This window comes from Arthrobacter sp. Leaf337 (assembly GCF_001423745.1).
In the GTDB taxonomy this organism is placed as follows: domain Bacteria; phylum Actinomycetota; class Actinomycetes; order Actinomycetales; family Micrococcaceae; genus Arthrobacter.
Genome location: NZ_LMPC01000027.1, coordinates 243,345 through 259,204, shown reverse-complemented (window position 1 = coordinate 259,204; position 15,860 = coordinate 243,345). Strand labels below are relative to the sequence as shown.

General features: G+C 67.0%; 12 protein-coding genes and 1 pseudogene. 9 read left to right on the top strand and 4 right to left on the bottom strand.

The window, feature by feature from the left end:
* Positions 1-198: 198 nt before the first annotated feature.
* The 3 genes from ASF98_RS18485 to ASF98_RS18475 all read right to left on the bottom strand — a co-directional run bounded on the left by ASF98_RS18485 (position 199) and on the right by ASF98_RS18475 (position 3,289).
* The gene (locus ASF98_RS18485; protein WP_055804932.1) at positions 199-660 is read right to left on the bottom strand and encodes a hypothetical protein; all 462 of its coding nucleotides are present in this window, start codon (positions 658-660) and stop codon (positions 199-201) included.
* A 71-nt stretch (positions 661-731) separates the two neighbouring features.
* Positions 732-1,889, bottom strand: a complete 1,158-nt coding sequence (gene srmL / locus ASF98_RS18480) for a PheS-related mystery ligase SrmL (RefSeq protein ID WP_055804929.1) — start codon at positions 1,887-1,889, stop codon at positions 732-734.
* 233 nt (positions 1,890-2,122) lie between these two features.
* On the bottom strand, positions 2,123-3,289 hold the full coding sequence (locus tag ASF98_RS18475) for an NYN domain-containing protein (RefSeq protein ID WP_055805133.1): 1,167 nt from the start codon (positions 3,287-3,289) through the stop codon (positions 2,123-2,125).
* Between the two features lie 153 nt (positions 3,290-3,442).
* Between ASF98_RS18475 and ASF98_RS24900 the strand changes: the two genes are divergently transcribed.
* Entirely contained in the window at positions 3,443-5,122 is a 1,680-nt protein-coding gene (locus ASF98_RS24900) for a DUF7059 domain-containing protein (protein WP_055804926.1), read from the top strand.
* Between the two features lie 183 nt (positions 5,123-5,305).
* Here the strand turns inward: ASF98_RS24900 and ASF98_RS23825 are convergent.
* Positions 5,306-6,430: pseudogene (locus ASF98_RS23825) on the bottom strand (MFS transporter); the annotation flags it as partial.
* Between the two features lie 190 nt (positions 6,431-6,620).
* Here ASF98_RS23825 and ASF98_RS18465 point away from each other — a divergent pair.
* From ASF98_RS18465 to proC, 8 genes are all read left to right on the top strand, one after another.
* Positions 6,621-7,256, top strand: coding sequence for an ArsR/SmtB family transcription factor (locus ASF98_RS18465; protein WP_055804923.1), 636 nt, complete (start codon positions 6,621-6,623; stop codon positions 7,254-7,256).
* Between the two features lie 107 nt (positions 7,257-7,363).
* Entirely contained in the window at positions 7,364-10,093 is a 2,730-nt protein-coding gene (gene topA, locus ASF98_RS18460; RefSeq protein WP_055804920.1) for a type I DNA topoisomerase, read from the top strand.
* A gap of 124 nt (positions 10,094-10,217) precedes the next feature.
* Positions 10,218-10,667 carry an SseB family protein gene (locus tag ASF98_RS18455; RefSeq protein WP_055804918.1) on the top strand — a complete coding sequence of 150 codons (450 nt, stop codon included), beginning with the start codon at positions 10,218-10,220 and terminating at the stop codon, positions 10,665-10,667.
* 82 nt (positions 10,668-10,749) lie between these two features.
* Positions 10,750-11,847 carry a Ppx/GppA phosphatase family protein gene (locus ASF98_RS18450; protein ID WP_055804915.1) on the top strand — a complete coding sequence of 366 codons (1,098 nt, stop codon included), beginning with the start codon at positions 10,750-10,752 and terminating at the stop codon, positions 11,845-11,847.
* Position 11,848: 1 nt separating this feature from the next.
* Complete coding sequence (locus ASF98_RS18445) at positions 11,849-12,685, top strand: sugar phosphate isomerase/epimerase family protein (RefSeq protein ID WP_055804912.1); 837 nt, start codon at positions 11,849-11,851, stop codon at positions 12,683-12,685.
* 122 nt (positions 12,686-12,807) lie between these two features.
* Entirely contained in the window at positions 12,808-13,149 is a 342-nt protein-coding gene (locus ASF98_RS18440) for a YciI family protein (protein WP_055804909.1), read from the top strand.
* A gap of 17 nt (positions 13,150-13,166) precedes the next feature.
* A complete protein-coding gene (locus tag ASF98_RS18435) occupies positions 13,167-14,498 on the top strand; it encodes an RNA polymerase sigma factor (RefSeq protein ID WP_082506926.1) in 1,332 nt (443 codons plus the stop codon).
* A 490-nt stretch (positions 14,499-14,988) separates the two neighbouring features.
* Positions 14,989-15,822 (top strand): pyrroline-5-carboxylate reductase, encoded by an 834-nt coding sequence (proC, locus tag ASF98_RS18430; protein ID WP_055804903.1) that lies wholly within the window; start codon positions 14,989-14,991, stop codon positions 15,820-15,822.
* Positions 15,823-15,860: the final 38 nt, after the last annotated feature.

Below are 15,860 nucleotides of genomic sequence, written 5' to 3'. Positions count from 1 at the left end.
ACGCACCGGCGGTCGGTCGGGACTGATCAGGATCGCCGTCGTCCGCGTACTGGTCCGTGCCGTATTCGCAACCGCCTAGCACCGCGGCGAGCAGGGCCAGAATAGGCACAACCACGGCAACGCTGACCATCCGCTTCCCCCAAAGAGCTGACATGCCCCTGAGCATACGCACCATCGCTGACGGTGCAAGTCACACAGCTAGCCCGCCGCCGCCAAATAGTAGGCGTAGATAAGCGGAGCGTCCACGCTGGAGGTACTGATCTGCACGGGCCCGGTGGCAGGGACAGTGACTTTGGCGCGCTCGCGGCTGCCGTTGCAGGCGGCCCCGGCTTCGGCGAGCTTCGTTCCTCCGGTACTGACCGTGAAGAAGGCCTTGCCCCCGCCGTCGCACGTCATCGTCAGCGTGTAGACGCCGGCCGGAACGTCGGCTGCGTCCTTGACCAGCGGCTGGCGGTTCAGGATCCTGCCGGCATCCTCCAGCACGGTTCCGCCGACGGTTGGCAGGGCCGTGGCCTTCCAGGCCGGGACGTCCGCATTCTCGATGGACACGGCTGAGGAGCAGGCCGAAGCGGCCACCACGAGGCAGGCGCCGAGAGCCGCCATGCCGACGACGCGCCTCAGCGCAGACAGCCGCCAGGGCCCGGTTGAACGTGAAAACATACCTCCAACTTACCTGTTGAAAAGGGCTGGTCCGGACCCCTGCCGGGGCCCTGACCCGCCCCGGGGAAAGCCTAGCCGGCGATCAGCTCCTGCACCTTTCCCTGGTGCAGCGCAACGTACACCCGGTCCCGCAGCCGGTTCGCCTGCTCATCGGTCAGCGTCCGGTCGAGCGGCTGGAGCGCCAGACGGAGCAGGACATTGACGTCGCCCGGCCCCATGCGGAGGCGGTCGACGGCGGCCGGCGGCAGTTCCGCCGTCGGCGTCACTGCTTTGATCTCCAGGGTGGCAAGGACATCCGCCTCCTTGCCAAGGGCGGACCGTGCGAGGTCGCCCAGCAGCTCGACGTCGGCGTCGGCAGAGTCCGTGAGTACCAGCGAGAGGTCCCGGCAGACTGCAGGCATGAGTGAAACCGGGCGGTAGGGCGTCAAGTCCAGCAGCTGCGCCTGGATCTCCTGATCTTCCGAGCGGAGCAGCCGGATGTCGTCCATGCCCTTGCGCAGCATGAGCGCCCTGTCCAGCCCCATGCCGAGGGCCAGGCCGGCCCACCTCCGGGGATCCAAGCCGGAGCTGCGCAGCACCGGGGCAGCCACCAGGCCGCACTCGGCGAGTTCCAGCCATCCGCTGCGGCCGTCCGGCAGGGTGACGAATACGTCCAGCTGCCGGCCGGCCGCCGTATAGCTGTGCGTGGCCGGGGTTGCCCGCCACTGCACGCCGGGGTGCTCTGCCGCCGGAAGTACAGCTTCAACAACTGCCGCCATCATCGCCTGCAGGTCCGCGGGCCCCAGCAAGCCGCGCGCCGTGATGCGCCACAGATCAACCTGGTGCGGCGCCCCCACATGCGTGCGGTCAATGGCGTCCCGGCGGTAGACCAGCCCGGGCAGCACATGCAGCCGGTCGTAGCGGCCCTGCTCGCCGCGAAGTGAGTCGAGGACTGCCGGGATGCCCGCCGACGTGTGGCTCCGCAGCATCACGGTGGGGCTGACATGGCGCGAATACCGGGAGTTCCGGGTGACGTCCCCGGGCGCATAGCCCAGCCGGTCGTAGTTGTCCGCGGTGGCCACCAGCGGGTTGAGCCGGTGGGTTTCGGACGGGATGTCCCAGCGCCGTTCCAGCGCTGCGACGACGTCCGCCAGCAGCCGCTGCATGGCGTGTGCTCCGGTGGCGGGGTCCGTCAGGTCGCGCAGGGCGAGTGCGGCATTGAGTTCTGTCAGGGAGAGGTAGTTCTTCATGGGGGATCCTTTGGGGCAGCTTTGGGAAGGGAAGAATCACCCTCAGCCGCTGCACCGGACGGACCCCGGCGCCCGCAAATTATGCGCGCAACAAGAAGCCCGTGCGGCCGGAAAGCGGCCGAGGGCTGATAAATCGTTGCTGCAGATGCATAGGACCATGGTGCCCCGGAACGCGCCCCGGCCGCAACCAACTTCGGCGCTGCCGGCCTCTGCGGGGCGTTGCCATGGCGCTGCTAAACCAGCTCGTCGAGGCGGCGCCAGAACGCAGCCCGGATGGCCTTCCGGATGTCCTGGAGGTCCGTCTTCGCTTCGCCGATCTTCGCGGCACAGTCCTTGATCAGGACCCGGTCAATCGTCGGCGGGAGCAGGGGACGCTCTGCAAGGAGTTCGTTGAGTTCCCGCTGGCTGACGCTGCCGTGCCAGTTGTCCGCCAGGCTGACTGCCACCGCCTCGGCGCTCTCCACCAGGTCGAACCAGGGGCTCTGGGCAGCAGGGGCGCCTGTTGCGGTGGAATACACCGGTTCCCGGCGCACCATGCCGGCTGGCGGCACCGGCCGCAGGTCCTGCGGTACGCGCCGTGGGCCCGGCGTCGGCACGGGCCGGCCGGGTGAGCCTGCCGGGCTGGCAGCAGCGGACACGGAGTCATCGGCGGGCTCGGCGCCAGCGGGAGCGCCGGCAGCCTCGGCACCGGAGGCTGCGGCAGCGCCTGCTTCCGACCCCGCGGGACTGAAGGCCGGCAAAACACCAGGCCCCGGAACAGGCCTCGTGCCGGGAGCATGGCCCGCGCCGTTGCTCGAAACGCTGACGTCGGCGGGCGCAGCGGCCTGGACGGCAACCCCCGCCACCGGCGCCGACTTCGCAAAGCAACGGTCCAAGAGTGACTGCGGCAGTGTGGCGATGTCGTCGACCTGCAGCGCCAGATGCTCGGCCACCGCTGTGACGCCGAGCCGGTGGCCCTGGTTCTCAATCCCCAGCAGCACCACTTTCATGCCGAGGTCCTGCGCTGCTTCCACCGCTTCGGCAAGGTCGTCGTCGCCGGACAACAGGTAGGCGACGTCGGCCGAACGGTTCCGCGCAACTCCCACGAGGTCCAGGCCGAGCTTGAGGTCCACGCCCTTCTGCTCGCCGTTGTAGGACATCCGCCCCAGCCGGACCTTGACTCCGGGCAGCAGGCCGATCCGCTTGTGTTCGTCGCTGAACACGCCATCCTTGGCGGCGTCATACCAGTACATCCTCAGCAGATCCCGGCTGTCGCGTTCGCTGACAAATTCCTGGATGCCGTCCACAAGGTTCTTGTACTGAACCGAAAATGCCGAGCGGAGGGAGTTCCCGGTGACCCGCAGCCCGCCCGTGGCCAGGAGGAAACCTGCGTCAACGAAGATCACACTTTTGCGGCTCATGCTCAGAAGCATAGGTGGTGCTGCTGACAATCCCGCCGTAGGCGGGACTATCCCGGTGAATCGGGCCGGCGAACGAAGGCGAGCGTACACCGGCGGACGAAGCCCAGCGGGCACGCCCCGGAACCCTAGACTTGCACCGTGACTGAAACAGCTATGCACTTCACGGCCGGCAACACCTCCGACGCCCCACGCAGCGACCTCCCGGAGCTGCTGTCCGCCCTCGCGGCGGACCTGCGGGCCATCGGTTACACCGTGGACGGAGTCGCCGGGCTGCTCGGCGAATCCGCCTATTCCGCGCTCGGCCGCGACCAGCTCATCCCGTCGCTGATTGCCACCGACGCCGCCGCGCAAGGCGACCCTAACGCAGCGGCGCTCGCCGCCGTCGTACGCCTGTGGCTCCTGGCCGTGCCGCAGCACGCTGAAGTGCTCGACGCCGCCCTCCCGGGGATCCGCACGGAGGGTCTCCTCGCGTTGGGGCTCGTCGAACCGTCCTCGGGGAAGGTCGGCACGGATGCTGTCTGGCGAACCGTCAGGGCGAAGGCCGATCTCCGGCCGTACGGCTGGCGCGGCAATGCCGTGACAGGCGCAGACGAGGCAGACCCGGACGATAGGGATGCGGACAGTAGCGGCGGCGCCGACTTGTGGGTGGCCAGCGACCTCGCGGCGCATCAGCAGCCCGGCGTCCTGCGCCACGACCATGTGCTGGGGATCGGGCAAGCCTCCACCACGCTGGTGCAGACCACCATCCGCCGGAAGGTTTCCAAGGCCCTCGATCTGGGCACCGGCTGCGGCATCCAGACCTTCCATCTCCTGCACCACGCGGACCACGTGACAGCCACGGACATCTCTGCGCGGGCCCTTGCCTTCACCCGGTTCAACCTTCTCCTGAACGCCGAAGCCTTGCATATCGACCCGGCCAAGCCGGAGGACCGGGTGAGCCTGCGGCTGGGTTCGCTGTTGGAACCCGTGGCCGGCGAAACCTTTGACCTGGTGGTGTCCAATCCGCCGTTCGTGATCACGCCCCGGAGCCTGGGGGAGGCCGCCGCAGACCAGTTCACCTACCGCGACGGCGGGCTGCCCGGCGACGACATTGTCGCGTCGCTGGTCCGGCAACTGCCGTCCGTCCTGGCTCCGGCCGGAACAGCCCAGCTCTTGGGCAACTGGGAGGTCACCGCGGGGACCTCCTGGCAGGAGCGGCCGCAAAGCTGGGCCGGACCGGACGTGGACGCCTGGTTCATCCAGCGCGAGCTCGTGGGGCCGGAACAGTACGCCGAAACGTGGCTGCGGGACGCTTCGGAATCCCGCGACCGGCAGCACTACCAGGACGCCTACGCCGCCTACCTGGACGACTTTGCCTCACGCAACGTGGCCGGGATCGGCTTCGGCATGATCTTCCTTCGGCGCCCCGCCGCGGGCGCCCGGCCGGTCATCAGCCGCTTCGAGGAAATCACTTATCCCATCGAGCAGCCCATTGGCCCGTGCCTGGGCGCAGCGGTGGAGCGGGCCGACTGGGTGGCCGCGAACAATCTTGCCGCCACCCACCTGCTGGTGGCGGAGGACGTCACGGAGGAGCGCCACCAGCGGCCCGGTGCGGAACACCCCGGCGTGATCCTGTTGCGCCAGGGCTCCGGGCTTCGGCGCACCAACCTGCTGAGTACTGAGCTTGCCGGCTTCGTGTCAGCGTGCGACGGTGATCTGTCCGTCGGGCAGATCACCGGTGCCCTTGAAGCGCTGCTGGGCGGGGGCGACGGGTTCGACGGCGAAACGTTCCGGAACGGGCTCCTCGCCGAAGTCCGGAACCTGGTCCTCGACGGGTTCCTCCTGCCGGCCTGAACCGGACACTGCGGGCGCTTCCTCCGGACCGCCCGGACCTGCCGGATCTGCGATGACGCCGGTCTGCCCGGCGCCGGCTTGGCCCGCTTCGGCTTGGCCCGCTGCGGCTTGTCCCGCTCCGGCTCGTCCGGCTCCGGCTTGTCCGGCCGGAGCCAGGTCGTCTGAACCGAAGCGCCACAGAACAGTTATGGCGATGGTCAAGGACACCAGCGCGCCGATCCCGCCGACCAGTAGGAAGGCGGCCCGGACCGGCAGCAGGACGCCGAGGAGTCCCCCGAACGCCAACGCCACAACGGTGATGGCGCGGGTCAGGCCGCCGATCATGGACATCGCCTGGCCGCGGCCTTCCTCGGGCATCCGCAGGATCACGATCGCTCCGAAGCAGGCATTGAGGACACCGCAGAATACCCCCATCCCGGTGTACGCGACGAACATCATCTCCACGGTGGGCACCAGCCCAATGACGGCGAGTACCGCGGACGTCAGCGCCATGGACCCCAAGAGGATGCGGAGCCGGACCGGGGCTGTTTTGATCCGGCCGGCGAGAACGGCCCCGGCGGCCATTCCCAGGGCAAAAGCGGCCACGAGCAGGCCGTATTGCGTTTCGGAAGCGCCCATCTCGCCCCGGACGAGGAACACCTCAAGGACGTTGGTTGCTTCCCCCACGGCAATGAAAAACAGTGCGCCGAGCACCAGTGCCCACACCAGGCTGTCCCGCCGGATAAGCCCGAGCCCGTTCATCAGAGCGGGCAGCTTCCGCCCGGCACGGTCGGCGGACGTGCCCCTCCGGGTCCGGATCAGGAACGCGCCTACTCCCATCAGGACGTATAGGGCACTCGCCACGGAAAATACGAGCAGTGAACCGCCCCACCCGCTGAGCACTCCGCCTGCCGCAGGCCCTGCCATTCCCGCGATCATGATCGTTGCCTGCATGGTGCCCACGGCACTGGGTGTTCGTTCTTCCCCGACAATCCGGGGCAACAGGGCCTGAAACGTCGGGCCGGCCACGGCCTGGCAGGCGTTCAGAAGGAACGTGAGGGCGAAGAGCACGGGAATGTAGTTTTCCAGATAGTGCATGCTCAGCCCCATGCCTGCAACCGCTGCGGCACTTCCTGCGGAAGCCGCCGTCGCGAGTGTCCGGGAATCCCTGGTGTCAGCGAGCCGTCCTGCCCACGGAGCAAGGACCACCAGCGGAAGGGCCGAACACAGCAGGTAGGTGGCTACGAGCCAGGAGCCCGCGAGCGGGACGGTGCCGGCCACGGTGACTGCCTGCAGATGCAGCATCACGCTGACCACAACGGCACCCATGCCGGCGGCAGCCATGAACCGGGCGCTGCTTGCCAGCAGGAAGTCCCGGTTTCGCCAAAGCGCTGGACTTATTTGTATTAAGGCAGGCGATCTCCCGGCCGTGTCCCCCATGTCCGCGAAACTACCCCCCGCCGCAAGGGAATGTCAAGCGTTTCTTTCAGAGTTGCCGGATCGCCGATAGAATGGAGGCGTGAATGCAGAAACTCCACAAACGGAGCCGGCCGCACTAGAGGGTGCCAGGCGCAGGGCACGGCCGGAGAAGAAGGTGGAGATCACCGACCCCAAGGCCATCCGCGCGCTTGCCCACGCGGCACGGCTGGAAGTGATCTCGGAGCTGTATTCCACTCAGGTCAGCCGGACGGCCACGGAGCTTGCCGCGCAGACCGGCCTGACGCCGAGCGCCATGAGCTACCATCTGCGGGCCCTGCAGAAATGGGGAATCGTGGAGCCGGCCGCCACTGCCGGCGATGCACGGGAACGCCGGTGGCGGGCTGCCGGAACGGACTTCACCATCAATTCAGGCGGGGGAGTGGCCAGCCCCGAGTTTGCCGTCCTGGACCTGGAGTTGGACGCCTTCCGGCGCAGGGTCGATGCCTACGCCAAGGTCCGTGACGAACGCCGGAAAATCAGCGAATCCACGGAGGCGCCCGGTGTCGTGGTGCTCTCCACGCACCTGTTGTACCTGACAGCGGCGCAGCGCTCGGAGCTCACCGCGAAGGTGTTCGGGCTGCTGAAGGAATACGAGCTGGAGGACCCGGACCAGGTCCCCGAGGGTGCCGAGAGAATGGCCACAATGTGGTCCATGATTCCTGACGACCGCAAGTGATGCCCGGCACCCGTTTTCCACATGAATGCGCATCATCCTTCAAAATATGGTGAACTAGGCGAGTATGGGCTCATCTGCCCGAGCCAACCTTTTTCTGTAGGAGCACCGTGCCAAGCAAGGCCAAAACCGGCAAAAAACTCGTGATCGTGGAGTCTCCGGCCAAGAGCAAGACCATCGCCAAGTACCTGGGCGAGGGCTTCATCGTGGAGGCCTCCATCGGTCACATCCGTGATCTGCCGCAGCCTTCGGAGCTCCCCGCCGAACTCAAGAAGACCTCCATTGGCAAGTTCGCCGTCGACATCGAAAACGACTTCAAGCCGTACTACGTGGTGTCCGCGGACAAGAAGAAGAAGGTGTCTGAGCTCAAAGCAGCGCTCAAGGACGCCGACGAACTTTACCTCGCAACCGATGGGGACCGCGAGGGCGAGGCCATCGCGTGGCACCTGCTGGAAGTGCTCAAGCCCAAAGTGCCGGTGTACCGGATGACGTTCGGCGAAATCACCAAGGAAGCCATCCAGCGCGCCATGGGCAATCTGCGCGACGTCGACCAGGACCTCGTGGATGCGCAGGAAACACGCCGCGTGCTGGACCGCCTGTACGGCTACGAAATTTCCCCGGTGCTGTGGCGCAAGGTGGCCCGCGGCCTGTCAGCCGGCCGCGTCCAGTCCGTGGTCACCCGCATGGTGGTGGACCGTGAACGGGAACGCATGGCGTTCAAGGCAGCGTCCTACTGGGACCTCACGGGTCAGTTCGGCGCCGGCTCCGGTTCCTTCAAAGCAAAGCTGGCGGCCGTTGACGGCGCCAAGGTGGCCAGCGGCCGTGATTTTAACGACGACGGCGAACTCACCTCCCGCAACGTCGCGCACCTGAACGAGGAACTCGCCACGTCCCTCGCGGCGGGCCTGCAGACCGCCGAATTCCGTGTCCGCTCCGTCGACACCAAGCCGTACACCCGCCGTCCGGCCGCTCCGTTCACCACCTCCACGCTGCAGCAGGAAGCCGGGCGCAAGCTGCGGTTCTCCTCCAAGAGCACCATGCAGGTGGCCCAGCGCCTCTACGAAAACGGCTACATCACCTATATGCGTACGGACTCGTCCGCGCTGAGTGACGAAGCTGTGACGGCCGCCCGGCGCCAGGCTTCCGAACTCTACGGCCCGGAGTACGTGCCGCAGTCGCCCCGGGTCTACACCGGCAAGGCAGCCAACGCGCAGGAAGCCCACGAGGCTATCCGCCCCGCCGGTGACTCCTTCCGCACCCCGGCGCAGGTGGCCAAGCAGCTTTCGGGTGACGAATTCCGGCTCTACGAGCTCATCTGGAAGCGCACCGTCGCCTCCCAGATGGGCGACGCCAAGGGCTCCACGGCCACCATCCGCCTCGGCGCGGTGGCTGCGGACGGCCGGGATGCCGAGTTCTCCGCCTCCGGCACGGTCATCACGTTCCCCGGCTTCCTGGCAGCCTACGAGGAAGGCAAGGACGAAAGCCGCGGCGACGACGATTCCGAGGAAGCCCGCCGCCTGCCCAACGTGGCCAAGGATGATGCACTCACCGCCTCGGACATTGTTGCCGTTGGCCACGAGACCTCGCCGCCGCCGCGCTACACGGAAGCCTCCCTGACGGCAGAGCTGGAAAAGAAAGGCATCGGACGCCCGTCCACCTATGCCTCCACCATTTCCACCATCCAGGACCGCGGCTACGTGCGGAAGCAGGGCTCCGCGCTGGTCCCGAGCTGGATCGCCTTCTCCGTGATCCGGTTGCTCGAACAGCACTTCCATGACTACGTGGACTACGAGTTCACCGCGGACATGGAAGGCGACCTGGACAAGATCGCCAACGGCCAGGCCGTGGGCGCCGCCTGGCTCAAGCACTTCTACTACGGCGAAGACTCCGACCCCGGTCTCCTGAGCATCGTGAACAACCTGGGCGAAATCGACGCCAAGGAAATCAACTCCGTGCCGATCGCCGAGGGCATCACCCTTCGCGTGGGCAAGTTCGGCCCGTACCTGGAAAGCTCAATCCCCACGGTCGACCCAAAGACCGGCGAGGTGGTCGAGTCTGCCCGTGCCAACGTCCCCGAGGACCTGGCTCCGGATGAGCTGACGGCCGCCAAAGCCAAGGAATTGATGGAGACGGCCGCGCCGGAGGAACGTGTCCTGGGCGATGACCCGCACACCGGTCACACGGTGGTCGCCAAGAACGGCCGCTACGGCGCGTACGTTACGGAAGTCATTCCGGAAATGACGGACGAGCAACTGGCCAACCAGCCGGTGGAGTACTACAAGAACGGCAAGCCCAAGCCGCCGAAGAAGCCCGTCAAGGCCAAGCCGCGCACCGGTTCGCTGTTCGCCTCGATGAGCGTGGACACGGTCAGCCTGGAAGAGGCCCTGCAGCTCATGAGCCTGCCGCGCGTACTCGGCGAGGACGCCGAAGGCAACGTCATCACCGTTCAGAACGGCCGCTTCGGCCCGTACCTGAAGAAGGGCACGGACTCGCGGTCCATCGGCTCCGAAGAGGAAATCTTCACCATCACGCTGGAACAGGCGCTGGAGATCTACTCCCAGCCCAAGCAGAGGGGCGCCCGCGCCGCCGTGCCGCCGCTCGCCGAGTTCGGCCCGGACCCGGTGTCCGAGAAGAACATCGTGGTCAAGGAAGGCCGCTTCGGCCCGTACATCACCGACGGCATCACCAACATCACCGTTCCGCGCTCCACCTCGCTGGAGGAATTGACGCGCGAGCAGGCCGTGGAACTCCTGGCGGAGAAGCGCGCCAAGGGCCCGGCCAAGCGTCCCGCCGCCGCACGCAAGGCCCCGGCCAAGAAGAAGGCCGTCGCCAAGAAGTAGAGTGGCCCCGTGCTCGCTGAATTCGCCGGAAGCCTGCGAATTCGCCGGAAATTTCCGGCGATTTCGCAGCTGTCCGGCGAATTCGCGTTTGCGCCCCGCCCGGGAAACGTGGTCGAGTAGAGACATGACTGAACAGCCTGCACCCGCGGAAATCCAGCCCCTGAACGACCTTGAAGAGAAGCTCGCCACAGGTGACCACCCGGATGCCAACCCGGTGGACGTCATCCTGTCGTTCCTCAACAACGAGGTCTACATCATCAGCTCCGATGCGCTTGAAGGCGAAGACGCGCAGGTGGAACCACTGGTGCTGTCCAACGCCGAGGGAAAGCCCGTACTCGCCGTTTTCTCGCACCCGAGCCGGGTGGACCAGCAGTTCCTCGACGCGGCCCCCAACGTCCTGGGCACCCAGGGAGCCGCCATCATCGGCAACCTCGGCGATGAGCTCGGTATGGTGATCAATCCGGGCAGCGCCTTCGGCTTTGAAATCGACCCCGAGGGCGTGGCCAACATCCGCCGCGACTTCAAGCGGGCCGACCAGCCTTCAACGGAGTCCACCGAAGCAGCAGTCGAGTAGCAGCCGCTTTTAATCCCGACGCAGACAGGCAAGCCGCCGACGCAGTTGCGCCGGCGGCTTGCTATCGGTGAATAATGGCAGAATGCGTCTTGGCGTCCTCGACATAGGATCAAACACCGTCCACCTGCTCCTGGTTGATGCGCATCCCGGCGCTCGACCGGTGCCCTTTGCCTCGCACAAACGCCCGCTGTCGCTCGTGCAGTTCCTCGACGCCGAGGGAAACATCAACGACGCCGGCCAGCACGAACTCATCGAATTCGTGCTGGAAGCATGGGAGTTCGCTGCCAAGCACAAAGCCCAGGACCTGCTGGCATTCTGTACCTCGGCCATCCGCGAAGCCACCAACGGGCCGGCCGTGCTGGCCAGGGTCAAGCACGAAACCACCGTGACGCTCCAGGAACTCACCGGCAGCGAAGAAGCGTCCATGACGTTCTTTGCCGTCCGGCGCTGGTACGGCTGGGGCGCCGGACCCATCCTGAACCTCGACATCGGCGGCGGCTCCTTCGAAATGGCACTGGGCCAGGATGAGCTGCCGGAACTGGCCACGTCCGTGCCGCTGGGAGCGAGCCGCCTCACCCGCGACTGGCTGCACGAGGACCCGCCCACCGCGAAAAGCGTCAAGGAGCTCCGGCGCTACATCCGGGCCACCCTGAAACCCGCTGTAAAAAGCTTCAATGAGCTGGGCAGGGCCAACGTGGTGGCCGGGACATCCAAAACCTTCCGTTCCCTGGCGCGCATAGCCGGTGCGGCCCCGAGCGCCGCCGGACCGTACGTCAAGCGCGAACTGGGCGCCACGGACCTCGGCATCTGGGCACAGCGGATATCGGCCATGAAGACCGAGGACCGGCTGCACCTCCCCGGTGTCTCCGAAGCCCGCGCCAACCAGCTCCTCGCGGGAGCACTCGTGGCCGAAGCCGCCCTGGAACTCTTCGAGTTCAAGAAGGTGAAGATCTGTCCGTGGGCGCTGCGTGAAGGACTGATCCTCCGCAGGCTGGACCAGCTGATTTTCGAGGGTCCCCTGGAACCCGCGTCCCACGTGGCGCTGCCGCCGGTAGCGGCCGGCCCGGGCCCGGCCGCCGCAACCACCCCCGCCCCGATAACCGCCCCGGGCCCCGCCCCCGTAGCTGCCGCGGCTGCCGCAGCGGCCCCGGCCGGCGCGGCCGGCGGTAGGGCCGACTGAGATGAGCGCCGGCGTCGAACGTTCCCCTGACGAAAAGCGTGTGATCCCGGTGGCGCTGTCCAGCGCGTCCGTCTACCCGCTCAGCGTGCACGACGCCTTCGCCGTGGCGCAGGACCTCGGCTTTGACGGCGTTGAAGTGATGGTCACCAACAACACGACCAGCCAAAGCCCGCACTCCCTCCTGGAGCTCAGCCACCGCTACCGGCAGCCGATCGTCTCCATCCATGCGCCCACGCTGCTGCTGACCCAGAAAGTCTGGGGTTCGGCGTGGAACAAGATCGAAATGTCCTGCCGGATGGCCCGCGAGGTGGGCTGCGGCACCGTGGTGGTTCATCCGCCGTTCCGCTGGCAAAACAACTACGCGGAGAATTTCCCGGCCGGCATCCGGCAGCTCGCCGACATGTACCAGGTACGGATCGCCGTCGAAAACATGTACCCGTGGCGCGTGCGCGGGCGGGAGACGGTCGCCTACCTGCCGCACTGGGACCCGTTGGGGCAGGATTACGACGACGTCACCTGGGACTTCTCGCACGCCGCCACCGCGGGGGCCAACAGCGTTGAGGCGATCAAAGCCCTCGGCAGCAAGCTCAGGCATATCCACCTCACGGACGGGTCCGGCTCCGGACGGGACGAGCACCTCATTCCCGGGCGCGGCAACCAGGGCTGCGCCGAAGCGCTGCAGCACCTGGCAAGTAACGGATTCGACGGCGTGGTGGTGGCGGAAATCTCCACCCGACGGGCGAAGTTCGCGGGGGAGCGCGAAGAGTGGCTGAACGAAACCCTGACGTTCGCACGCCAGCATCTCAGCCACCCGCTGGTCGCGGCGCGGGAGGCCTAGCCACCCTTTCCACAGGTTTTCTCAAAAAGGGAAGCGGGATGCGTCGATACGGGCGGCGGCCGTTCGTGTAGAGGGTGAGACGCCGGCACCAGGCCGGCCGGATCCGCAAGGAGGAAAACCAAATGTCACAGTACCTGCTCAGCATCTACCAGCCCGACGGTCCCGTGCCGGACGCGGAGATCCTGAAGCCCATCATGCGCGAGCTGGGGACCCTCAACGAGGAGATGAAGGCGGCCGGCGCCTGGGTGTTCGCTGCCGGCCTGTATCCGGCGGACACCGCCACAGTCCTGCGACCGCAGGGGGACGACGTGCTCATCACCGACGGCCCCTTCACGGAAGGCAAGGAGCACCTGGGCGGCTTCACCGTCGTTGACGTGGACGACCTCGACGCTGCACTCGGCTGGGCCCGCAGGCTGGCAAAGATCGTGACCCTGCCGGTCGAAGTCCGCCCTTTCCAGCATTAGGCGTTCGGACGCTTCCGATGACGGGACACGATTCCGGGACCGGTCCGGGGGGTCCAAGTCCGGGGGATCCCGGCCTCGCGGATCCCGCCGTCGCGATGGCACGGATCTTCCGCCGGGAGTACGGCCGCGCCGTGGCAGTCCTGGTCCGGGTATTCGGCAACATTGACATCGCCGAGGACGCCGTCCAGGACGCGTTCACCGCGGCCGTGCAGCACTGGCCGTCCGCGGGCATCCCGCCCAGCCCGGCCGGGTGGATCATCACTACTGCCCGCAACAGGGCCATTGACCGGCTCCGGCGTGACGCCGCCCGCGACGACAAATATGCCCAGGCGGCGCTGCTTGACGCCCGGGGCGGGGACGCCTCGGCAGCGGCGCCCGAAGACCTGCTGGATGAACTGGGAGGGGAGGCCGGAGTGAACGACGACACGCTGCGGCTGATCTTCACCTGCTGCCACCCCGCCCTCGGAACGCCGGCACGCGTGGCATTGACGCTTCGCCTCTTGGGCGGGCTGAGCACCGCGGAGATTGCCCGCGCCTTCATGGTGCCGGAAACGACCATGGCCCAGCGGCTGGTCCGGGCCAAGGCCAAAATCCGTGACGCCCGGATTCCCTACCGCGTTCCCCGCGGCGCGGAACTGCCGGAGCGGCTGACGGCCGTGCTCGCCGTCGTCTACCTCATCTTCAACGAGGGTTACAGCGCCAGCTCCGGCGAGGCACTGGTCCGGGACGAGCTTTGCGCGGAGGCCGTCAGGCTGGCCCGGGTCCTGGTTTCGCTGATGCCGGACGAACCCGAAGCCCAGGGGCTGCTGGCGCTACTGCTGCTGATTGGATCGCGGCGCGCAGCCAGAATGACGCCCGACGGCGGCACAGTACTGTTGGCGGACCAGGACCGGGCGCTGTGGGATCAGGACCTGATCCTCGAAGGCCAGGCTATTGTGCGCCGGTGCCTCCGCCTGAACCGGCCGGGACCCTACCAGCTTCAGGCCGCCATCAACGCGGTCCACAGCGACTCCGCGTCGGCCGGTGCGACGGACTGGGACCAGATCCTGCGGCTGTACGATCAGCTGCTTCAGGCGTCGCCCGGTCCGGTGGTGGCCCTCAACCGGGCGGTGGCTGTTGCCGAAGTGAACGGCCCCGCCGCGGCCCTCGAGCTGGTTGACGGGCTGGACCTTGGAGGCTACGGCGTATTCCACTCGGTGCGTGCGGACCTCCTCCGGCGCCTGGGCCGCTACTCCGAAGCCAGCCAGGAATACCAGAACGCGCTTGCCCTGGCCGGAAACGCGGCGGAGCGCCGGTTCCTTGACGGCCGGCTGCTTGAACTACCCGCGGCTGACCAGCCGTTGTCCTGAACGCTTCCGTTCCAGGCGCAAAGCACTTGTAAACCAGAAAGGCGCCGGTTAAAAGAGAAAGCGCCGGACGGTCCTGCCGAAGGAATTGGGGGAACCCTTCCGCAGCCGCCCGGCGCCGCGCCGGTTCCGAAGAACCGGCTGTCATCACTCGCACCTGTGAGGCACTTTCCAAGTTAGCGACCCAGTTTGGGTGTTTCAGGAATTTTCCCTGTGCGTTGGCTGGCAATGTGCACCGGCCGGGGCTGAGGGCCGGGCCGGGAGTCAGGACTTAAAAGAGAAGCACCGGCGGCCCTTGCAGGAAAATGGGGGAAACCTGCTGCAGACCACCGGTGCCAGGCAAACATCCCCATGCTTGCCTCATCACTCGCACCCTCAATGAGGTAATAACTACGTTATGGGTCCACTTTGTGAAGAAGCTGCGGCCATCATGTGAGCGAGCTGTGAATAGGGCCGGATGCGACAAAGCGCGGCGAACTGCCATGATGGACCAATGAGCAACCGAATCGCATTCCTTGGCTGTGGATCCATGAACGAGGCCGTCATGAGCGGCATGCTGGAGGCTGGAACGGATCCCGCGGATGTCGTGGCCACCGTCCGGCGCGCAGAGCGTGCCGCCGAACTTGCCCAGCGGCACCCCGGCATTACGGCCATAGCCGGCGAAGAGGAGCCGGAGAACAACATGCAGGCGGCCACCGGCTCCGACGTCGTAATCCTTGGCGTCAAGCCTGTGGGAATTGCCGACCTCGCGAGGGAAATCAGCGGTGCGTTGTCCCCGAAAACCATCGTGATCAGTGTGGCAGCCGCGGTGTCCATCGCGCAGCTCGAAGCTGCGCTGCCGGCGGGCCAGCCCGTGATCCGCACCATGCCGAACACGCCTGCCAAACTCGGGCGCGGTGTCGTGTCCGTCTCGCCCGGAACCAACTGCTCGCCCGAACAGCTGCAACTGGCCAAGGACATCCTCAAAGGTGCCGGGACCGTCGTGGAGGTGCCCGAAGAGCAGGTGGATGCCCTGTCCGCCATCAGCGGTTCGGGGCCGGCCTACGTGTTCTACCTGGCCGAGGCGATGGCGGCGGCCGGCGTCGAACTGGGGCTGGATCCGGAGCTTTCACTCCTGCTGGCACGGGAAACGGTTGCGGGAGGCGGCCTGATGCTGGCTGAGCCCGGCGCGGATCCCACCGCACTGCGGAAGGCCGTGACCAGCCCGAACGGCACCACCGAGCGCGCCATTGCCACGTTCGACGAGCGCGGCCTGCCAGCGATCATCGCCGACGGCGCCCGCGCCGCGGCCGCCCGGGCAGCCGAAATCACCCAGCAACTGGGCTAGACGCGTCGGCCGGGGCCGCCGCACAAACCCTGCACCGG